Annotated in this window: 22 protein-coding genes and 1 tRNA gene; 10 read left to right on the top strand and 13 right to left on the bottom strand. The window is 49.8% G+C overall.

What is annotated here, in order from left to right; all coding sequences use genetic code 11:
* Window positions 1-492: methionyl-tRNA formyltransferase (locus ACJAZW_RS08460; protein ID WP_415157021.1), on the top strand; the 492-nt coding region annotated here is incomplete at its 5' end.
* Window positions 492-1,229 (top strand): tRNA pseudouridine(38-40) synthase TruA, encoded by a 738-nt coding sequence (gene truA, locus ACJAZW_RS08455; RefSeq protein WP_415157019.1) that lies wholly within the window; start codon window positions 492-494, stop codon window positions 1,227-1,229. The genes ACJAZW_RS08460 and truA, both read left to right, overlap by 1 nt.
* A 21-nt stretch (window positions 1,230-1,250) precedes the next feature.
* Here truA and ACJAZW_RS08450 read toward each other — a convergent pair whose 3' ends face one another.
* Genes ACJAZW_RS08450 through dapD form a run of 3 tightly spaced genes read right to left on the bottom strand, consistent with a single transcriptional unit; the run spans window position 1,251 to window position 3,842 of the window.
* Window positions 1,251-1,823 carry a hypothetical protein gene (locus tag ACJAZW_RS08450; protein WP_415157017.1) on the bottom strand — a complete coding sequence of 191 codons (573 nt, stop codon included), beginning with the start codon at window positions 1,821-1,823 and terminating at the stop codon, window positions 1,251-1,253.
* Window positions 1,824-1,828: 5 nt separating this feature from the next.
* Window positions 1,829-2,995: a succinyl-diaminopimelate desuccinylase gene (gene dapE, locus ACJAZW_RS08445; protein ID WP_415157015.1), complete on the bottom strand. Its 1,167-nt coding sequence runs from the start codon at window positions 2,993-2,995 to the stop codon at window positions 1,829-1,831.
* Between the two features lies 1 nt (window position 2,996).
* Entirely contained in the window at window positions 2,997-3,842 is an 846-nt protein-coding gene (gene dapD / locus ACJAZW_RS08440) for a 2,3,4,5-tetrahydropyridine-2,6-dicarboxylate N-succinyltransferase (RefSeq protein ID WP_415157013.1), read from the bottom strand.
* 171 nt (window positions 3,843-4,013) lie between these two features.
* On the opposite strand from dapD, the gene ACJAZW_RS08435 reads away from it, so the two are divergent.
* On the top strand, window positions 4,014-4,883 hold the full coding sequence (locus ACJAZW_RS08435) for an LOG family protein (protein WP_415157011.1): 870 nt from the start codon (window positions 4,014-4,016) through the stop codon (window positions 4,881-4,883).
* 53 nt (window positions 4,884-4,936) lie between these two features.
* Here the strand turns inward: ACJAZW_RS08435 and ACJAZW_RS08430 are convergent, their stop codons facing one another.
* Window positions 4,937-5,233, bottom strand: coding sequence for an antibiotic biosynthesis monooxygenase family protein (locus tag ACJAZW_RS08430; protein ID WP_415157009.1), 297 nt, complete (start codon window positions 5,231-5,233; stop codon window positions 4,937-4,939).
* Window positions 5,234-5,320: 87 nt separating this feature from the next.
* On the opposite strand from ACJAZW_RS08430, the gene ACJAZW_RS08425 reads away from it, so the two are divergent.
* Window positions 5,321-6,001 carry a helix-turn-helix transcriptional regulator gene (locus ACJAZW_RS08425; RefSeq protein ID WP_415157007.1) on the top strand — a complete coding sequence of 227 codons (681 nt, stop codon included), beginning with the start codon at window positions 5,321-5,323 and terminating at the stop codon, window positions 5,999-6,001.
* Here the strand turns inward: ACJAZW_RS08425 and ACJAZW_RS08420 are convergent.
* Window positions 5,998-6,687 carry a pyrimidine 5'-nucleotidase gene (locus tag ACJAZW_RS08420; RefSeq protein ID WP_415157005.1) on the bottom strand — a complete coding sequence of 230 codons (690 nt, stop codon included), beginning with the start codon at window positions 6,685-6,687 and terminating at the stop codon, window positions 5,998-6,000. The two genes, ACJAZW_RS08425 and ACJAZW_RS08420, sit on opposite strands and share 4 nt — an antisense overlap.
* A complete protein-coding gene (gene argB / locus ACJAZW_RS08415) occupies window positions 6,687-7,541 on the bottom strand; it encodes an acetylglutamate kinase (RefSeq protein ID WP_415157023.1) in 855 nt (284 codons plus the stop codon). Before argB ends, ACJAZW_RS08420 begins: the two co-directional genes overlap by 1 nt.
* 200 nt (window positions 7,542-7,741) lie before the next feature.
* Here argB and ACJAZW_RS08410 point away from each other — a divergent pair, with 200 nt between their 5' ends.
* Both ACJAZW_RS08410 and ACJAZW_RS08405 read left to right on the top strand, forming a co-directional pair.
* Complete coding sequence (locus ACJAZW_RS08410) at window positions 7,742-8,455, top strand: type 1 glutamine amidotransferase (RefSeq protein ID WP_415157003.1); 714 nt, start codon at window positions 7,742-7,744, stop codon at window positions 8,453-8,455.
* A gap of 81 nt (window positions 8,456-8,536) precedes the next feature.
* Window positions 8,537-11,194, top strand: coding sequence for an EAL domain-containing protein (locus ACJAZW_RS08405; protein ID WP_415157001.1), 2,658 nt, complete (start codon window positions 8,537-8,539; stop codon window positions 11,192-11,194).
* Between the two features lie 32 nt (window positions 11,195-11,226).
* Here ACJAZW_RS08405 and yihA read toward each other — a convergent pair whose 3' ends face one another.
* The 5 genes from yihA to rpmH form a co-directional block, all read right to left on the bottom strand.
* Window positions 11,227-11,856, bottom strand: coding sequence for a ribosome biogenesis GTP-binding protein YihA/YsxC (yihA, locus tag ACJAZW_RS08400; RefSeq protein ID WP_415156999.1), 630 nt, complete (start codon window positions 11,854-11,856; stop codon window positions 11,227-11,229).
* Between the two features lie 9 nt (window positions 11,857-11,865).
* A complete protein-coding gene (locus ACJAZW_RS08395; protein ID WP_415156997.1) occupies window positions 11,866-12,501 on the bottom strand; it encodes a CatB-related O-acetyltransferase in 636 nt (211 codons plus the stop codon).
* Window positions 12,502-12,585: 84 nt separating this feature from the next.
* The gene (yidC, locus tag ACJAZW_RS08390) at window positions 12,586-14,412 is read right to left on the bottom strand and encodes a membrane protein insertase YidC (protein WP_415156995.1); all 1,827 of its coding nucleotides are present in this window, start codon (window positions 14,410-14,412) and stop codon (window positions 12,586-12,588) included.
* Window positions 14,409-14,771 carry a ribonuclease P protein component gene (gene rnpA / locus ACJAZW_RS08385; RefSeq protein WP_415156993.1) on the bottom strand — a complete coding sequence of 121 codons (363 nt, stop codon included), beginning with the start codon at window positions 14,769-14,771 and terminating at the stop codon, window positions 14,409-14,411. Before rnpA ends, yidC begins: the two co-directional genes overlap by 4 nt.
* A 57-nt stretch (window positions 14,772-14,828) precedes the next feature.
* Window positions 14,829-14,963 (bottom strand): 50S ribosomal protein L34, encoded by a 135-nt coding sequence (gene rpmH, locus ACJAZW_RS08380; protein ID WP_415156991.1) that lies wholly within the window; start codon window positions 14,961-14,963, stop codon window positions 14,829-14,831.
* 323 nt (window positions 14,964-15,286) lie between these two features.
* On the opposite strand from rpmH, the gene ACJAZW_RS08375 reads away from it, so the two are divergent.
* The 4 genes from ACJAZW_RS08375 to ACJAZW_RS08360 all read left to right on the top strand — a co-directional run bounded on the left by ACJAZW_RS08375 (window position 15,287) and on the right by ACJAZW_RS08360 (window position 19,177).
* Window positions 15,287-16,069 carry a TVP38/TMEM64 family protein gene (locus ACJAZW_RS08375; protein WP_415156989.1) on the top strand — a complete coding sequence of 261 codons (783 nt, stop codon included), beginning with the start codon at window positions 15,287-15,289 and terminating at the stop codon, window positions 16,067-16,069.
* Between the two features lie 18 nt (window positions 16,070-16,087).
* Entirely contained in the window at window positions 16,088-17,518 is a 1,431-nt protein-coding gene (locus tag ACJAZW_RS08370) for a dihydrolipoyl dehydrogenase family protein (protein ID WP_415156987.1), read from the top strand.
* A gap of 24 nt (window positions 17,519-17,542) precedes the next feature.
* Window positions 17,543-18,973, top strand: coding sequence for a sensor histidine kinase (locus ACJAZW_RS08365; RefSeq protein ID WP_415156985.1), 1,431 nt, complete (start codon window positions 17,543-17,545; stop codon window positions 18,971-18,973).
* 127 nt (window positions 18,974-19,100) lie between these two features.
* Window positions 19,101-19,177: transfer RNA gene (locus ACJAZW_RS08360), tRNA-Arg, on the top strand.
* Here ACJAZW_RS08360 and ACJAZW_RS08355 read toward each other — a convergent pair.
* A complete protein-coding gene (locus ACJAZW_RS08355; protein WP_415156983.1) occupies window positions 19,140-20,708 on the bottom strand; it encodes a recombinase family protein in 1,569 nt (522 codons plus the stop codon). The genes ACJAZW_RS08360 and ACJAZW_RS08355 overlap by 38 nt on opposite strands.
* A complete protein-coding gene (locus tag ACJAZW_RS08350) occupies window positions 20,705-21,073 on the bottom strand; it encodes a hypothetical protein (protein ID WP_415156981.1) in 369 nt (122 codons plus the stop codon). Before ACJAZW_RS08350 ends, ACJAZW_RS08355 begins: the two co-directional genes overlap by 4 nt.
* Window positions 21,074-21,081 lie beyond the last annotated feature (8 nt).

Genomic DNA, 21,081 nt, shown 5'->3' with positions numbered 1-21,081 from the left:
GATGTCGGCCTAATCGACGAAATTCCGATTTCTGAAAATATGACCGCTGGTGAGCTACACGACCAAATGATGATCCGGGGTGCCGACCTGATCGGGCGGGCGCTACCCGCGCTTGAGCGTGATAGCTTGCACTTTACGCCGCAAGCGAATGATGGCGTAACCTACGCAAAAAAAATCGACAAGGCCGAAGCCCGGATTGACTGGTCTGCAAGCGCACAAGACATTCACAATAAGGTGCGCGGCCTATCGCCTTTTCCGGGCGCATGGTTTGAAGTCGACTTGAACGGTAAACAAACCCGGGTGAAAGTCATCAAGTCAGCGTTGGCGGCTGGGCAGGGAGTGCCAGGCACCGTAATCGATGATCAATTGACTATCGCAACGGGCGCAGGCGCAATAGCGCTCACCCATGTGCAGCGCGAAGGCAAAAGCATGATGGACGCAGACACATTCATTCGTGGTGTCGGATCGCTAAAATCAAAAGTGTTGGCCTGATGCCGCGTTACAAAGCACTGATTGAATATGATGGTACAATCTATGCGGGTTGGCAGGTGCAACCAAATGGCAAAGCGGTTCAAAATAAAATTGAGCGCGCGATTGAGAAATTTTGCGGGGTTAGAACACCGACCCAAGCTGCGGGCCGAACAGATGCGGGCGTTCATGCCTTAGGGCAGGTCATACACTTTGATACAGAAGTGGACCATGATCCGTTCAAAGTGATGCAGGCGATCAACTTCCATCTCAAACCAAATACAATTGTGATTCTGAGTGTCGAAAAAGTTGACGAAAGCTTTGAGGCGCGATTTTCCGCGACAGCCAGACATTATGAATATCAGATTTTATGTCGTCGTTCGCGCCCTGCATTGGATGCAAAACGCGTCTGGCACGTACCTGTTGAATTAGATCATGTTGAAATGGCAAAAGCGGCCAAACATTTTTTGGGTAAGCATGATTTTTCGACTTTTCGGTCCAAATTTTGCCAAGCAAAATCACCGATCCGATCAATAGATCGGTGTGAGGTGACCCGCAATGGCCAAATTATCCTCATCAATGTTTCGTCTCGAGCGTTCTTGCACAATCAAGTCCGGTCAATGGTCGGATCGCTTAAGGCGGTAGGCGAGGGGCGTTGGCAGCCAGAAGATGTCAAAATTGCGCTGGAAGCCAAAGACAGAAAAGCCTGCGGACCCGTAGCGCCAGCACACGGACTGTATCTGACGCAAGTAGATTATTAGGGCTCTGACCGCCCCCAAATCCTAGCCGATGATCTGAAACCCAAGCCCGGGGATAATCCCCCCGATCACCATTAACAAAACGATGCTGCCAAGCATTGCAAGCAATTGCGCGCCAATCATCAAAACAAGATCCGCCCCGCTAATGCCAAGCAAAAACGACGCCGCTCTAACGTAAAACACAGCGGTTGCAATGGTGATGACCAAACTGCCCATCATGCCTGGCAAGACAAATGTCAGCAGCAACGCGATGACCAAAAAGAAAAAGTTAGACCAGTTGTGCGCCGCGATATAGCTGCCAATATCAAAGGGTTTTCCCTTGGTCCGCAAGAACAAGAACACACCGTAAAATCCGGCGACATTCACGGCCACTAAGTGCAACAGCACCAGCACGGGTGCGGGCGCAATCACGTCTGCTGGCAAAGGCAAATGCAGCATGGATTGTGCACCTAACGCCATCAGCGCCGCGATGATTGAGGTGATCACCCCAGACCAGCTGCCATCAAGTTTGTTGGCGGCTAGTCGGTTACCGGCTAAAATGCCCCAACATCCGCGTGCGGCAGCTATAATTTCCTCGATGAGGCTATTTGGATTCACGAAAGCTACCCTTGTTTGGCAAAACTGTTTAGAAAATGGGCATAAACCTTCTCAAGTTCAAGCACCATCTGTGTTGGCACCTGTTCGTCAACCTGATGCATGGTCTTGCCCACAAGGCCGAATTCGGCAACCGGGCAATAATCTGCGATAAATCGAGCGTCCGACGTGCCACCCCCCGTCGAGCGTTTCGGCACTTGTCCGGCAATAGCTGACACACTCTCAAGCAGCAAATCCACATGGCTGGAGTCATGAGATACAAATGAACGTGAAACAGGCTGATTGATGTTCAGTTCAACATCGCACCCATTTGTCGGCACTTGCTGGATTTGCGTCGTCAGCCAGTCTTTTAGCTTTTGTCCGTCCCAAATGTCGTTGAAACGAATATTGCCCTGTAAACGACCTTTGGCGGGGATCACATTGGTTGCACTGTTACCCACATCAATCGAAGTGATCTCAAGATTTGTTGGCTGAAAACTCTCATTTCCATCGTCAAGTTTGGCGCTGGAGAGTTGATGCGCTATGCCAGCCAAAGTGGGCAGCGGATTGCGAGCCTTATCTGGATAGGCCACATGGCCCTGTTCGCCCGCAACACTGATGGTGAACCCAAGCGATCCACGTCGTCCGATTTTTACGATATCGCCAAAAGTTTCTGCGCTTGATGGTTCACCCACAAGTCCAAAGTCAAATGTGTGGCCTTGTTCTTGAGCCCACTTCAGCACCTTCACCGTGCCATTTACAGCGTCGGATTCTTCATCGCCAGTAATGAGCAACGAAATGGTGCATTTGTCTGCTTGACCACTTTCAATAAAGGCGGGCAGCGCCGCACAAAACGCGGCGACGCCGCTTTTCATATCCACGGCCCCGCGGCCCCACATCACACCATTTTCGTCTATATCGGCAGAAAACGGATCGTGCGTCCATGCTTCAGCGTCGCCAACCGGCACCACATCGGTATGGCCCGCGAACAGCAAATGCGGCCCGCTTGAGCCACGTGTTGCGAACAAGTTTTCAACGCGATAGCTATCGTCGCCCTCAAATGGGGTCCGCGTGCATGTAAAACCGAGCGGTTCCAAAAAGCGCACCAGCACATCTTGTGCGCCGCCATCAACCGGCGTCACAGAATTGCATCGGATCAGATCACGCAACAGGTCAAGGGCAAGGGCAACAGCCATATTAATCTCGCAACAGGTCGTTGATCGATGTTTTTGATCGTGTTTTTTGATCAACCTGTTTCACGATAACTGCGCAATATAGGCTGGGACCGGGCGTGCCGTTGGGGAATGGTTTGCCCGGCAAAGAACCAGATACAACAACTGAATAGGGCGGCACTTCGCCCATGTGTATTTCGCCAGTGTGACGGTTGACGATTTTTGTCGATTGGCCGATGAACACGCCCATCGAAATCACAGAGCCTTTGCCCACGCGCACGCCTTCAACAATTTCAGAACGCGCACCAATGAAGCAATCATCTTCAATGATTACAGGGTCCGCTTGAAGAGGTTCAAGAACGCCGCCAATGCCCACACCACCTGATAGATGCACATTCGCGCCGATTTGTGCACATGAGCCAACCGCGGCCCATGTGTCGACCATCGTGTTTTCGCCAACATAGGCGCCAAGATTGACAAAGGATGGCATCAACACAGCGCCCGGTGCGATATGTGCTGAATGACGGACAATTGCGCCCGGCACTGCCCGAAAGCCTGCTTCGCGGAAACGGTTCTCGCTCCAGCCAGCAAATTTGGACGGCACTTTGTCCCACCAATGTGCGCCACCCGGACCGCCAGGCATCATTTCCATGTCGTTGAGACGGAACGAAAGCAACACGGCTTTTTTTGCCCACTGATTAACTGTCCATGCGCCACTTGCATCCTGTTCGGCGACGCGCAGCTTGCCGTCATCCATCAGCGCGAGTGCCTCTTTTACAGCTTCGCGCACAGCGCCTTGTGTGTTCAAGTTCACATTGTCGCGGTCTTCAAACGCTGCATCAATGGTTTGGGACAAGTCGGCAAAAGACATGTTTTTATGCACTCCATCTGATCTATATGATTGGGGCGACATTAGCGGCGTAATGAAGCGTGTCAACCAATCCATTCACGAAAGAATGAACATTGTGCGATCTGCTTGCAAGTACCGATCGTTAACACGATTGTGGGTACAATAGTGCGTAGTAGATTTTTGGAGAATTATATGTCAAAGCGCCGTCACACCTCGTTACGCACCTCGCAAGAAGATATCAGCGTCACAAGGCGTGTCCCCAAGACGCCACAAACCGAATCTGCGGCCTACAAACTCGCCTTTTCTGACGAAGAGTTTATGACGTCCGAGGACACCCGTGCAATCCGTTTGCAGCTCGAAATTCTAAAGCCAGAATTGTGGCTTCGCGAGCGCGGGATAAATTCCACCGTGGTTTTGTTTGGTGGTGCTCGGTTGCCCGCGCCGGGTGAGGATGCTTGGGCGGCGAAAAATGATGTGCAAAAAGCCAATTTGGAAAAGAACTCCAAATATTATGATGAGGCCCGTAAATTCGCGCGATTAGCGTCATTGACGTCAGAAACCATGGATCACAAAGAATATGTTGTGGTGACGGGGGGTGGACCCGGTGTCATGGAGGCGGGCAACAAAGGTGCATCCGAGGTTGGCGCACCCTCGATTGGTCTCAATATCGTATTGCCACACGAACAGGCGCCAAACGAATATGTAACCCCTGATCTGAGTTTCAATTTCCACTATTTTGCGACCCGTAAAATTCATTTCTTGCTGCGCGCGAAAGTGATCGCGGTCTTTCCGGGCGGATTTGGCACCATGGATGAGTTTTTTGAAACACTGACACTCATCCAAACTGGACGTATGGAGCGCATACCAGTGCTCTTGTTCGGCTCCCATTTTTGGAACCGCGTTATTAATCTTGAAGCGCTTGCCGAAGAGGGGACAATTTCCCCGGAAGATGTCAATCTGTTCAAAACGGTCGACACTGCAGAAGAGGCTTGGTGTATTGTGCGCGAGGCGTACAATTTACCGGCAATTACCGATAAAGATTGCGACGACGTTTCAGAATAGTAACAACGATTTGACCTTCACGAATAAGGCCCGGCATTGCCGGGCCTTTTGTGCTACTCGACGAATTTATCGACGGAAAAATGCTTCATGCTTTCGACGGCTTCAATCTCTGACATCATCGCCTGAAACTCAGGTAGAGACATGATTTGCTGCGCGGCGGCTTGGGCGTCCTCTAAGCTCTCCCACTCAACAAGATCGGTAAAGTGGCTCTGGTCCTCGGTGTTGATCAAGGCGCGATAATTGACGAAACCTTTGAATTTTTTCGCGTGCTCCATAGCATTGCGACGTAACTCTTTTGCCTTTTCGACATCTTTCACCTTGAAACTCACGATTTCAAAAATATTGCTCATTTGTTTTCCTTTTCGTTTGATAAAAAGGGATTTAGCATGAGGCTGTTGCCACCCTTGTGGCCACAATGTTCAAAAAGGGCAAAATGAATGCGGCGAGCGGAACGGCTTTTTCGGATCATAAGAATATTGCGCACCGCAAATGGTGCGCTTACTGCCCAAAAGATTGCGGACAAATTGGAAATATCAAAACGCTCTATCTACCGGGATATGGCCCACTTGATCGGCTCTGGCGCGCCGATAGATTCCGAGCCGGGGGTGGGGTTCATGTTGCGCGCTGAATTTGATCTGCCCCCGCTCAGCTTTACATTTGAACAGTTGGAAGCGTTAGCCCTTGGGGCAAAAACGCTTGCTTTGATCGCAGACGATGACCTTTCGGCTGCTGCAAAAGAAGCGTTGGATAAGATCCGAGATGCGGTGCCAGACTCACATAAAGCCAAGCTCGACAGTCCACATTTGATGGTTGTGCCGCCCGAAGGGACCAAAATTCCAACAAAGAATTTGCGTCTCGCACGTAGGGGCATAGATGGCGACCGGATTTTAGAGTTCACCTATCTCGCGCTTGACGGCAAAACCTCACACCGACAAGTTTACCCGCTCGCGCTCACAAACTTTGGCCCGAAATGGTTGTTGACGGCATGGTGCACCTCGCGGAAGGACTTTCGCGACTTCCGCGTCGACCGGATCCAAGAAGCAAATCTACTGCGTGAGAAGTTTTTGCCATCGCCTGGCAAGGCGTTGGCAGACTATCTTAAGCGCTATAGCTCTTAGCCTTGATGCGCAAACGGGGTGAGGAATGCGGCCAAATCATCGGTCACGTGATGAATGTGGTCGTGGTCGTCTTTGCGTTCCAGCTCAAAATCTTCCAAACTGTCATCAACAAAGCTGGCGTCTGGGATCACGTGTACCGTGCGCATGCCAATCTGATGTGCGGTCAGAAGGTTCTTTTCCATGTCCTCAAACATCGCAGCACTCGCGGCATCAACGCCATAGTCTGATAGAAACTTCTCATACGGCCCACGGAATGGTTTTGGTTCATAGTCAGCTTCAACAATGCCAAAAATACCATCAAACACGTCGTTGCCACCAAGTCTGTGAATGACCGCCTCTGCGTGCCCAACGTCTGCATTTGTAAAGATCAGCTTTTGGCCCGGCAGTGCTTTGAGCGCAGATATCAACGCCGGATCGGGTTGCACTGACGCATAATCAATATCATGCACCTTTGACAAAAAATGTTGCGGATCAACGTCTCGTGTTGCCATCAATCCGCGCAAAGTGGTGCCATGCTCGCGATAAAACTCTTTTTGCAGCTTGCGCGCCGGAACCGGAGCCAAACCCGTAATATCGGCCACATATGCGGTGATTAATACATCAATCTGATCAAATAATCTGCAGGTTCGCGGATAGAGCGTGTTGTCAAGATCAAAGACCCAATGGCGCACATCAGACAAGGACATCAATAATCATCCTCAATTTCGCCTGGCAGATGAATCAATGTGCCAGCCCCATGTTCGGTAAACAGCTCAAGCAACACGGCATGTTTTGTCTTGCCGTTCACAATCACAACGCCTTGCACACCACTTTCAACCGCATTGATTGCCGTTTCAAGTTTTGGAATCATGCCGCCCTTTGCCACACCATTATCGATCAGTTTTTGGGCAGCTTTGGTGTCCATGTCCGGGATCAAATTGCCCTCGGCGTCCATCACCCCTTCAACATCGGTCAAGAGCAAAAAGCGCTTGGCATCCATCGCAGACGCAATGGCACCTGCGAATGTATCTGCGTTAATGTTGAACGTATCACCATTCTTGCCCGCAGCAATTGGTGCAATCACCGGGATGATTTCTTCGCCGATCAAACGGTGTAAAATCTCTGGATTAACTTCATCGGGTTCACCAACAAATCCCAAGTCAATGATCCGTTCTATGTTACTGTCCGGGTCCATCTTGGTGCGTTTAAGTTTTTTCGCCTGCACCATGCCCGCGTCTTTGCCGCATAGGCCGATGGCGCGACCGCCTTCTTGTGTAATGGCGGTGACAATCTGTTTGTTGATGGCACCAGCCAGTACCATCTCCACAATATCCACCGTGGCGCGGTCCGTCACCCGCAATCCGTCTTTGAATTCAGATGTGATGTTTAGTCGATCAAGCATCTTGCCGATCTGTGGACCGCCGCCATGCACAACAATCGGCATCACGCCGGACTGGCGTATCAGCACAATGTCACGCGCAAATGCTCGGGCCAGTTCTGGGTCGCCCATGGCATGGCCGCCATATTTCACCACGACCACTCGATGATCGTAGCGCAGCATATATGGCAACGCCTGTGCTAGAATCGCGGCTTCTTTTGTCTTATCAATGCTCAATGTGTTTTCTCGCCCAGTTCCACCAACAATTAACACCCATAAACAAAAATCTTCGACTTGTCTTGCTTCGGTCGTAAAAATGTGGCCAATCTAAATTTGATCAAATTATTTGGCACTCAATTTGGCATGGGGATATGGTGCAAAAAATGAAGATTACAGTGTTTCAAACCGGCCTTGTGGCGGAACCTTTGCGGGATAAATTCGACAATTACGGCAAAATGTTCGCGGACTTGCTCGGCGACGGTGGCGGCAAATTTACATTTGAAACCGTCAGCCTGATTGAAGACGAGCCTTTGCCCGATATCGCAAACGTTGAGGCGATCATAATTTCCGGCTCTTCGCTGGGCGTTTATGACAAAAAACCGTGGCTTGATCCGCTTCGCGACTTTATCCGGGAAGCCTATGCGCGTCGCATTCCAATGATCGGCGTGTGTTTTGGGCATCAAATTATGGCCGACGCGTTGGGAGGTGTTGTTGAGAAGTCACAAAAAGGTTGGGGCGTGGGTCGACACCAATATTCAATTGCCCAAAGACCTGAATTTATGGCCGATGCCCCAGCGCAGATGCAGTTCAATGTTATCCATCAGGATCAGGTGATCTCCCCACCGCCAAACAGTAAAGTTGTCGGGGGCAGCGCATTCACCCCCAATGCGATCCTTGAATACCAAAATGGTGCGGCGATTAGCATTCAGGCGCACCCCGAATTTGCCAACGATTATGCGCAAGCCGTTTATGTGCTTAGGTCCGGCGATCTTTTTGACGAGCAAACTGGCCAACAAGCCATTGAATCAATAGATAAAAACAACGACAACGCGCTCATGGCAGAGTACTTTCGCCGATTTTTGAACCGGGTCAACTAAATTAATAATTAATCATTCCGTTCATAAGGTCGAATAACAGTTATTCCCAGATCAAACTGTTGGGCGAGTATGTTGGAAAAAATGAAATTTGGATTTAAAAAACACTTCTGGAGCTTGACGAATATTCCCGCGTTGATCGCGTTGGTTTTAACGATTTGTTTCTGGCTATATTCGGAATATCAAAGTCGATCGATTTACAATCAGTCTGTGCGCGAAGTGGTGATTTCACAGGCTAATCTGCTGCGCTCACAGCTCGAGGGAAACATCAATTCCAACTTGCAGTTGGCAAAAGGATTGGTTTCTGTGTTATCCGGGCAGCCGGATATGAAACAGGAACAGTTCGAGCGGCTCGCCAAAAATCTTTTTGATGGCCGCACTGAATTGACCATTATTGCTGGCGCACCTGATCTGGTAATTTCGATGATCTATCCGCTTAAAGGCAACGAAAAAGCGGTGGGGCTAGACTACAACAAAAATGTTGCACAACGTGCGGCGGCGTTGCGCGCACGTGACAGTGGAAATCTCATCTTGGCGGGGCCAGTAAATCTGGTCCAAGGCGGCCAAGGCTTCATTGGACGGTTTCCTGTATTCACAGATAACCCAGACGGAAGCCAACGTTTTTGGGGCATTGTATCCGCCGTTATTGATGTTGAAAAACTCTATGCCAATAGCGGTCTGACGGACAAAAACCTGCCGATTGATGTCTCCTTGGTGGGAAGAGATGCACTGGGTGCCCGGGGCGATGTATTTTTTGGACCCACTGACCGCGACTATGAGAGAGCGGTAGCGGTAGATGTGCGGCTGCCCAATGGGTCATGGCAAATGCTGGCCGCCCCGAAAGGGGGGTGGACAGCCAACCAAGCTGATATGACTTCCCTGCGGATTATCATGTTGCTCGCGGGTCTTTTGGTTTTCACGCCCACGGCCTATGCGGGACACTTGATGCGACAGCGGCAAAAACAAACCGAAGAACTCGCATCGCGCGAGGAGAGAATTGCCCTTATATCTGAGCGGCTGAACGTTGCGCTTTCATCGTCTGACATTGGCGTGTGGGAAGTGGATATTTTAACCGGCGAGCGTTTTTGGGATCAGCGAACAAACATCCTATTCGGGCTGGAACCGGACGAAATCGTGCGATCAGAAACTACATTTTCTGATGCCCTGCATCCGGATGACCGTGAGGACGTCTTAGCATCATTCAATCGCGCAATAGATCTCAAGTCACAGTTAAATACGGAATTTCGAATAATCACCCCACAAGGTCAAACGCGCCACCTTCAATCGCGTTGCGCTTACTATCACCCCGTGGGGGGCAGCCCAAAAATGGTGGGCGTAAACTGGGACATAACACCGGATGTCAACTTACGCGACGATTTGCTGAGTGCAAAGCGATTGGCGGAAAGCAAAAATGTCGAACTTGAAGGCATGCAAATCCGCATTAAACATTTGGCGCTGCATGACCCCCTGACCAAATTGCCAAACCGCCGCTTCCTTGATCAGACAATAGAAAATTATTCGGCCTCTGATCGTAGTGATGAGACCGTAGCGATGTTGGCGATTGATTTGGATCGCTTTAAGCAAATCAACGACTCGCTTGGCCACCTCGCAGGTGACGCGACGTTGCGGCATGTGGCCAGAGTCTTGAGCAATTCATTGGACGAGAATGATTTTGTTGCAAGGGTGGGCGGCGATGAATTTGTAATCATTGTGGAACGAGACTTTGATAAAGCAGAACTCGCAGCGCTTGCCGATTTAATCATTGAGTCCCTCAAAATTCCATTCATGTATGAAGGGCACCCCTGTCGCTTTGGCGCAAGCATTGGCATCGCTTATGCAAACAGGGCTGAAAGTGATCTCAATGATCTATTGACCAAGTCCGATATAGCGCTCTATCGCGCGAAAGAACTTGGCCGCAACTGTTTTGAATTCTTCTCCGACGATCAGCAGGCACGCATATTGAAGGCGCGCGAAGTCTCGGAGGAGATTTTGTGGGGTCTTGAGCTTGGGCAGTTCATCCCGTTTTATCAGCCGCAATTCGACGCACATTCAGGTGCGATCATTGGTGTGGAAGCATTGGCGCGTTGGGATCATCCGGATAAAGGCGTTCTTGGGCCATTTGAATTCTTAAAAGTCGCAGAAGACATCAATGTCATCGATGACATCGATCATGACATATTGGCGACGGTGCTCAACGACATGAAATATTGGGAAGAGCAGGGCGTGAATGTTGAAAAGGCATCGGTAAATATTTCGTCACCTCGATTGAGGGATGAAAACCTGATACGGCGATTGAAAGAGTTGGACATTGTGCCGGGCAAGATCACGTTTGAATTGCTTGAATCCATATTCTTGGACGATTGCGATACAATTGTTGATCGTAACTTAGCCAAGATTAGGGAAATGGGAATTGATATCGACATCGACGATTTTGGCACCGGCCACGCGTCAATTGTCGGACTGCTTAACTTGCAGCCAAAGCGCGTCAAAATTGATCGCCAGTTTGTGGCTTCAATTGCAACGTCTGACGACCAGCGTCGATTGACAAAATCAATGATTGATATGGGTAAGACCTTGAATATTGAGGTTTTGGCAGAAGGCGTAGAAACAGAAGAGCAAGCCCAAATTTTGCGCGATCTGGGCGTTGATGCCTTGCAAGGCTATCTGTACGCGAAGCCCATGTCGGCTACAGACTTCGTTCGTTTCATGAACGAGCGCAGCAAGCAGGTCAAGGCGTCCTAGATACCCTACCAATTTGCTCACTTTTTGAACGATTAGAAGCGTGAAATTGTAGCGCGCAATTCTTCTATGCCGACATTCTTTTCGGATGAGGTGACAATCATCTCAGGGTGCGCCGCGGGATGCTTGGCGATGATCTGCGCGGTGCGAACGCGTATCCGTTCCATTTCGTCCGCTTTTGGCTTGTCCGCTTTGGTCAAAACGATCTGATAGGATACCGCAGCGGTATCCAATTCGTTCATCACAGTTTCGTCGGCGGGTTTGGGGCCGTGTCGTCCATCAATCAGCACAAACACCCGGCGCAGCGTCGCCCGCCCCTTGAGATAGGAATGTATCAGCCGGGTCCATTTTTCAACGGTCTTTTTCGGCGCTTTCGCAAAACCATAGCCAGGCATATCAACAATCCGCAGCGGCGCATCATCAGCCTCGAAGATGTTGAGTTCTTGCGTGCGTCCAGGGGTATTCGACGTGCGCGCCAAATTAACACGCCCGGTCAAAGCGTTGATCAGCGAAGACTTACCCACATTCGAACGACCAGCAAACGCAATTTCTAAACGATCACCTGGCGGCAAATCGTCGATACGCACACATCCTTTGATAAATTGCCAAGGTCGTGCAAACAGCAGGCGGCCTGCTTCTATTTCTTTGGGGCTAAATTCGCTCATTTGAGCGGTCTATACCGCATTGCGCATTCCGTCTAGGTCCCCATTGGTGATCGCTTCCAAATTCCGAGTTATTTTTTCAATTGGCCAATCCCACCATTTGGTTTTAAGCAAAGTTGCGACGATGTCCGCCTCAAACCTCTTGCGCACTTCTCGCGCGGGGTTGCCGACAACTATCGAATATGGCGCAACATCTTTGGCCACAACACAATGGGCACCGATGATCGCTCCGTCACCAATCGTGACCCCGGGCATGATCGTGGCCGCCATGCCGATCCAGACATCATTGCCGACCACTGTATCGCCTCTTGATTGACTTTTGAGCTGCATGACATCGCCATCGCCCCAACCGTTCTGAAAGATCGCAAATGGGAACGTGGAAAAGGCGGTGAAAGTGTGGTTTGCGCCGTTCATCAAAAATGTACAGTCTTTGGCCAAAGAGCAGAACTTGCCGATGATCAGCTTATCGCCGACGAAATCATAGTGATATAAGACATTGCGGCGCTCAAACGCGGCGGCATCGTCCTCGTCGTCGTAATAGGTAAAATCGCCAACCTCAATATCGGGTCGGGTAATGAAATTCTTTAAAAAGATAAGTTGATCAATCCCCGGTAGGGGCGTTGGATTGTCAGGGCTTGGGCCGAACATATATCACCATAAAAAAATCGCGCCGAGGGTTCGACGCGATTTTATGCTCAGTATCCATGTTGGTCCAGCGGACCACGTTAAGTTTTATTTAGCGTCGCCATCAGGCGCTTTCTTTTTGAACGTCGCCAAAATATTGCCGATAATGTCCACATCCGCGCCGTGCCGTTTCATGATGAAATATTGCTGGCAAATCGACAAGAAGTTGTTCCAAGCCCAATAGATTACTAGCCCGGCAGGGAAGCCTGCCAGCATGAACGTGAAAATTACGGGCATCCAAGCGAAGATCGCGGCCTGTGTTGCATCCGCAGGTGGCGGGTTCAAACGCATTTGTACGAACATGGTCATGCCCATAATAAGCGGCCATGCGCCGAGCACCAAAAATCCACCGATTAATGGCAAGCTTGTCGGGTCAACCGGCAATAAGCCAAACAGGTTGAATAAGTTTGTTGGATCTGGCACCGCCAAATCTTGCACCCAGCCAAAAAATGGTGCCTGACGCATTTCAATGGTGACGAACAGAACTTTGTACAATGAGAAGAACACTGGAATTTGAATAAGCACTGGCCAACAACCACTCATTGGGTTGATTTTTTCGCGCTTATACAACTCCATCATGGCTTGCTGTTGGGCAGCCCGATCATCTTTGTGACGCTCTTGGATGGCCTTCATTTCTGGCTGCACTTTTTTCATACCCGCCATTGAGGCGTATGATTTGTTGGCAAACCAGAAGAACAATATTTTGATCATTACGGTCACCGCCAAAATGGCGAGGCCGAAATTGCCCAAAATGTCGTTTAAGAAGCGGATCACATAGAATAGCGGTTTGGTGATGAAGTGGAACCAACCCCAATCGATCAACAATTCCAAACGATCCAGGCCAAGGCCTGTCTCGTACGAATCGATAATTTTTTCGACTTTTGCGCCAGCAAACACATAGCTTTTATATTCCGCAGTTGTACCCGCTGCAACCGCAGTTGGCTCTGTCGTCACATAGCTTGCCCGATATGTATCGCGCCCATCGGTCTTTTTGAAGTCAAACTGCGCATTGATAATCGTGTTTGGTTCTGGGAAAACCGCCGCTGCCCAGTATTTATCTGTAAAGCCGAGCCAGCCAGATTTTGCGTCGAATTTTTTACGGCTATCTTCAACGAGATCCTTGTACGCCAATTCAACAAGGTTGGCGTCTCCAAGAACGCCAATTGGGCCTTCATGTAGAATGAAGAAACCTGAAGTTTGAGGTGTTTCTTGGCGCGTCACATATGAATAGGGGTAAAGCGCGATATCGCCAGCGGAATTGTTCTCAACAGTTTGTTTGACCGTGAAAAGGTAGTTTTCATCAACTTCAAACGAGCGTTTGAAGTTAATGCCCTCGCCATTGTCATAAACCAAGGTTACTGGTGCACCAACACTCAAAGTCGAATTGCCCTCGACAGACCAAATTGTCGTCGATTTTGGTAGGGAGATCGTTGATCCGGCGAGTGCCGTCCACCCCTGCTCCACAAAATATGGTGATGGTGTACCCTGTGGTGAAAGCAAAGTGATGACCGGGCTGTCATCTTCAATAGTTTCCCGGTAATGAGCAAGATTGAGGTCGTCCAAACGCCCCCCAACCAAGTTGATCGAACCGTCCAATGCGCCGGTTGATACTTTGACGCGGTCGGTTGCAGCGATCACATCTTCACGCGTGCCTGAGATTGTAGCAGACGAAACCTCGGTCTGTGTGCCAGTGGCCACTGTGCCCGGAGTAGGCAATCCTGCCGTTGGATCGGTTTCTGCGGACAGTTGCGCCGCCACCTCGGCTTGTTGTTGTGCTTTTTCCAACTGTGGGCCAGCAACAAAATACTGCCACCCAACAAGGACCAGGATCGACAAGCCGATCGCTAAAATATAATTGCGGCCTTCACCATTCATGATTTTGCTTTCCGCTCCCGTAAATCCACGCGTGGTTTGCGTGGATTGTGCATTTTTTCAATTGCCTGCCCTAAGCCTTCTTCTAAAAGACTAAAGGGTTCATGTAACGCTTCTCTGCGCCCAATCAATACATAGTTGAAATTAGGCTGAAACTTTTGTGCAGTTTTTTCGCTCAGCGCCCGTAACCGGCGCTTGATTCTGTTGCGCTCTGGTGAATTGCCAACACGCTTGGTAACGGTGAACCCAATGCCGGGTTCAGCTTCGTCACACTTAATTGCTTGCAGCACAAAGCCGCGGCGGACCGATTTTAGTCCACGCGCGGCTTGTAAAAACTGCGCCCGATGCTTCAAACGGCGCATAGAATCACCTGCAAATGTTTCGACCCAAAGCAAATCCATCGGGTCACAGGAACATTCTTACGCAGACAAACGCTTGCGACCGCGTGCGCGGCGTGCGTTCAAAATTTTACGGCCATTTTTTGTCGCCATACGTGCACGGAAACCGTGACGGCGTGATCGCACTAGATTGCTAGGCTGAAAGGTACGCTTCATTGCTCATCCACAATGCCGTTCACGGCACTGTTCCTCTCGAAATTAAATTACAGTTTGCCATCAAATAATAATGTAGCACGCCATACAATATCTATGCCGCACCACAAAATGTGGCCGAGTTGCGCGGTGTATAGGCAAAATGGGAGCTCAAGTCAATCTTAAAGCCATGAAAGAATCTGCTTGTTTGACGGGAAATTGGCGCGAGCGCAATCAACTGAAATTGAGCCAGCGTTCACGTCACGTCAAATTCAAGTGAACCTATAAGGACTTTTGAGGAAATGACGTTATGTTGCGCATAACCTGATCAACCAATTCGGATGAAAATGCAACACCAACAAGATAACGCCCCGCTTTCCAAAACCCTTCGCCGTTGGCTGCCCTTGGCCGCGTTTGCTGTTCTTATTGCCCTGATTGCGGCCACCGGTGCCTACAAAGTGTTGTCTTTCGGCGCGCTGGTTGAGAATTACGGCGCTTTGCAATCATATATTGCGGAAAATTTTTGGCAGGCAATTGCCCTTTACGCGCTGATCTATATCGTAGCGGTGGCCTTGTCGTTTCCTGCGGCTTGGGTGCTTACTGTTTCTGGTGGCATTTTCTTTGGGTGGTGGATCACAGGCTTTGTGACCATCATTTCTGCCACCCTGGGCGCAACCATTTTGTTTTGGATCACCAGCACATCACTTGGCGCTCAGTTGCGGGAAAGCGCTGGACCTTTTGTGCAAAAAATCCGCAAAAATATGCAAGATGACGCAATCAATTATATGCTTTTCTTGCGCCTTGTGCCGGCATTTCCTTTCACTTTGGTCAATATTGTCCCCGCGATTCTGGGTGTGCCTTTTAAAATATTCTTTTGGACGACCCTTTTTGGCATTGCGCCGGGGACCTTTGCGTACGCTTATGCCGGAGTGGGAATTGCCTCGCTTGTTGAAGCACAGGCGATTGCATTCACCAACTGTATGACAACTGATGGCAGCGGTTGCGGGTTTTCATTGGCACCTGGGGATTTGGTCACGCCTCAACTTTTGATTGCGTTTACAGCACTTGGCCTTGTTTCTCTAATGCCTATTGTGATCAAACGCTTTCGGGCAAATAATGCCACCAACTAAACGAGAAGGCGTCAACCTATGGCCGAATATTTAAAGCCTGACCTTTGTGTTATTGGTGCGGGTTCTGGCGGATTGAGTGTTGCGGCTGCGGCTGCACAATTGGGTGCGGCCGTTATTTTGATCGAACGTGCCAAGATGGGTGGCGATTGCTTGAACACAGGCTGTGTGCCGTCTAAAGCGCTGATTGCTGCTGCCACCCGCGCGCAATTGATGCGAACAGCGCCAGATTTTGGCATTCAAGCGGAAGAACCCAAACCAAATTTTGGCCGCATCAATGATCACATCAAACAAGTTATCGCAGGGATTGCCCCAAACGATTCGGTTGAGCGGTTCCGTGGGTTGGGCGTCAACGTTATTGAGGGTGAGGCAAGGTTTATTGACAAACGCACCGTGCAAGTTGGCAATGAACAAATTCGCGCGCGCCGATTTGTCATCGCTACTGGGTCACGGCCGATGGTTCCGCCCATCCCCGGTCTTGCAGACGCGCCATTTCTGACAAATGAAACCATCTTCGAGCAGCGCCGAAAACCGTCGGATTTGATTATTGTTGGTGGCGGACCAATCGGTATGGAGCTGGCACAAGCCCATCAACGTCTGGGGTGCAGCGTCACCGTTTTGGAAATGGCAGAACCGCTGGCTAATGATGATCGCGAACTAACAGATATCGCTTTGCGTCATATCCGGCGCGAAGGGGTGGATATTCGCGCCAACACCAAGGTGCTTGAGGTCAAGAAAAAGGCCCGCGCTATTTCTGTGGACGTGGAAAATCCCGATGGAGAAGTTGAAACCATTGTCGGGACCCATTTGTTGATTGCTGCAGGTCGTGTGCCCAACATTGAACGGCTAAATTTGGATACTGCCAAAGTCGAGCACACAAAACGCGGCATTACGATCAATGATGCGCTTAAAACCTCGAACCGACGCATTTATGCCATTGGCGACGTAGCCAGTGGGCTGCAATTCACCCATGTGGCCGGATATCAGGCAGGGCTTGTTATTCGCAACGCGCTGTTTGGGTTGTCGGTAAAGCAAAATAGGCAAATCATCCCATGGGCAACCTATACCGATCCCGCCATCGCCCAAGTGGGTATGAACGAAGAAGACGCGCGACAAAAATATGGCGACAAGTTCCGCGTTTTGCGCTGGAGTTTTGACGAGAATGATCGCGCCCGCGCCGAGCGGCAAACGGATGGATTGTTGAAAGTCCTTACCGACAATTCGGGTAAAATTTTGGGAGCAGGCGTCGTTGGTCTACATGCAGATGAGCTCATCAATATGTATGCGTTCGCAATTGCCAATGACATGAAAATCAGCGCTTTCACCAAAATGGTGTCGCCATATCCAACTTTGTTCGAAGTCGCCAAGCGGATCAGCATCGAGTTTTACAAGGACAAGTTGGACAATCCGCTGCTCAAAGGCCTAATTGCATTAAACCGATTGTTTGCCTAAACCACATCGGATTATAGTTTTCCTATGGCCGCTTCACAGAATCAATCATATCAGCGCGCGCGCTTCGGTTTATCCATCAAACTCATCACCATGATCATCACGATGATTATGGTTGTTGAAGTGGTGATTTATTTGCCATCGGTGGCTAATTTCCGCATTCGCTGGCTGGATGACCGCGTGCAGGTGGCAGGCGTTGCCGCCCGCGTTATCGAAACCGTGCCCGATGCGATGGACCTCACCCCGGACATGATCAATAATTTGCTCAAATCAGCGCAAGCCGAAGCACTGGTCATCCGCATGGACGAAAAGTCCCAATTGATTGAGCGGCTCGATATGCCCATGCCAGTTGCTGTTGTGGACGCGGACACACGACAACGCGATTCGCTTGGCCTTATTGTTGGCGCTCTGGATGTTATTGTGAATGGTAGTAATCGCACCATGCGGATTATTGGCAGCCCAGCGGATGCGCCCGATATTATTGTTGAAGTTTTGATGAGTGAAGCAAAACTTCGATCAGAAATGCTCACCTATTCGGGTAATATATTCTGGCTCTCGCTTTTGATCGCCATTGCAACGGCCGCTGCAATTTTCTTCTTCCTTAATCGGTTGCTCGTTCAGCCAATTGGGCGCATGACCGAAAATATGATTGCTTTTCGCAAAACACCCGAAGATGCAAATCTGATCATCGTGCCTTCAAATCGCAGTGACGAAGTTGGCATCGCAGAACGCGAATTGGCGATGATGGAGCAAGATGTCTTTTCCATGCTGCGTCAAAAACAGCATTTGGCCGATCTTGGGCTCGCTGTCGCCAAAATCAATCACGATTTACGCAATACACTGAGTGCTGCCCAAATGCTATCTGATCAAGTGGCAACGCTTGAAGACCCGCAAGTGCAGCGCCTTGCACCGCGTTTGGTGACAACGCTCGACAGGGCGATCAATTTCGCGCAGTCGGTTCTTGACTACGGCCGTCAAAAAACCATTCCGCCCAAATTCATGCATGTGGATTTGCGGGCGCTGATTGACGAGTCCGCAATTGACGCCGGGGTGCGCTCACATCCATCCATTGAATTTGAAAACAGCGTGCCAGACGACGTGGTGATCAATGTTGATCCCGACCAGATTTCTCGGGTTTTTGTGAACCTCATGAAAAATGCCCGCGAGGCGCTTGAAGTCTACAAAGGCACGGGCGGTGCCAAACAAGTTTCAGTCAAAGTTAATAATCTGCCCAACTGCTATCAGATACTGATAAGCGACAATGGCCCGGGGTTGCCCCCGCGCGCAAAAGAAAATCTTTTCGTCGCCTTCGATGGCTCCGGCCGGGCAGGCGGCACGGGCCTTGGTTTGGTTATCGCCAAAGAAATTACCGAGGCACACGGCGGACATCTTGCCTATATCGACAGTGAAAAAGGCACCAGCTTTTCGGTCGAATTGCCGATTGCAAAAGCGCACTAATTTGAATGCATGGTCAAAAAGATCGCTAAAAACTTGAAAGATATAAATCAGGCACTTGCAATCCAAATCAGCCCGGTATATGCCTTTGCCACACAGACGAGGGTAGCCACTACCTACCGTCAAAAATGCACCGGTAGCTCAGCTGGATAGAGTACTTGACTACGAATCAAGGGGTCGGGAGTTCGAATCTTCCCCGGTGCACCATTTCAACATTTGATGTTGAGATATGACCTAACATCCTGAATGGCAAGGATGTTTTAGGTGTTCGATAACCTTCTTTTCTGCAATACGCTAAATGCTCGGAAAACGCCAATCTAAGCACCATGCGTTGCAAGTGCGGTTTGCCTGATTCCCAGAGTTTGCAGGGGTTTGCAAGAAAATTGAGCGCGTGTTCGATAAAATCCTCAAACCTGCCTTTTGGAATGGCGCTATTGCGTAGTCTTTCCTGCGCTAGAGACTTTTGAAGCTCCAAATCATTGATCTTGGTTTCGTACGCGGTAATGACGGTTGTGTTGGTTGTCGACATAATACGGTCCAATAGATTTTGAATTTGTTTGTCTGTGGCGATGACTTCGGATTTAAGTGATTCCAGTGTTTGCTCGATTTGTTTGCTGCGCTGGTTCCAAATGGATTTGAATGCGGCCCTCGCCAGATTGAACAGTTCGCGACTGGGTTTCATGCCGTGCAAGATTTTTACAAATCCATCTTCTATTTGCTGACGAGGGATGGACTTGCGGTAACTGGCGCAATGCTTGGTATCACATAGATAGTACGGATATTTCTTGTTTTTGCCCTTTGACCAGCAGGCCGTGAATGGCTTGTTGCAGTCACCGCAGGCTACAAATCCGCGAAGCGGAAAGTCACTAGAGATGTCTTTTCGTGCGGGAACATATGCCGCTGTCTGGCGTCGTTCTTGTATCTTTTGAAACACTTCTAAACTCACCAGCCCTTTATGTTGTCCTGGCACATAATTTATGTCCCATTTAGGATGGTGAATCATGCCTGCATAAAGGTATCTGTCAAAAATCTCGACGACCCGTTGTTGAGGAACTTCATGACGTTTGTTCTTGGGAAAGATGGGTTGGCTTTCAAGAAAACGCTTCACTTCAGATTGCGACGCAAATCGACCCGAGGCATAGCCCTCAAGCGCTTCGGTAATGACAGAGGCCATCGGCTCGTCTTTGATAAGGATTTTGCCGTGTCCCTTTATGTTGTCGAACTTATATCCGAAGGGCGCATGGAAACACCAATACCCGCTCTGCATGCGGGCTTTCATCTTTTGAAGGACTTGCCGACCGTTTTGCTGACGCTCTAATTCGCCTTGTGCAGCGATGATGGTCTCAATGAATTTGCCTTCTGGGGAGTCTTCGAATTTGAAGTTTAGGCATTCAACACGTGCCCCACGTTCGGCAAACATGCGGCGCAGTTTAAAGTGGAACTCTGTGTCGCGAGCGAAGCGTTTAAGATCGTCAAATATGACGACATAGTTTTTATCTGGCTGCGCCTTTAGATAGGCGAGCAACGCAACCATGCCAGGACGTTTCACAAAATCTCCTCCGCCCGAAACATCATCGGGGAAGACGGCTTCAACCAAATAACCTTTATCACGAGCATACTGGCGACACCTGGTTTGTTGAGATTCCAATCCGTGACCCTCAACCGCCTGTTTGGTGCCTGATACTCGGCAATAGATCAACGCGCGCAAAGGTTGTTCGTGTGAGTTTGAAGTGTTCATTTTGATCTCCCGTCTTTCGGCGCGAATGACTTATCGTCCGCTGCTTGGCCAAATTGTTTCTGTTCATGAGAAGCCAATTCTATCATTTCTGGCGATTTATTGGAGATAAACGCCAACAAATCCAAATTCTGCCCACAGTCGTCAGGTGCCGCTTGTTGTATGGGATGAATGCCAAGCCCGAGATCAACGAAGGCTGCCATGATGTTCCAGACGGCTTCGATCAGCTCTCGCTTTTGATCGTCGGTAAGGTCGCTATCCTCTAAATGATGCCCGAACTCTTCCCAATCCATGGAAAGGAACGAGAAGTGGGATTGCGCTGTGGTGTCCTCTGGTCTGGCCAGACTACTCTTGTTCTCTCGTTCCAAATCTCAAA

Origin of the sequence: Maritalea sp., from assembly GCF_047634455.1 — a bacterium.
GTDB lineage: Bacteria > Pseudomonadota > Alphaproteobacteria > Rhizobiales > Devosiaceae > Maritalea.
This window is presented reverse-complemented; position numbering and strand designations above follow the sequence as displayed.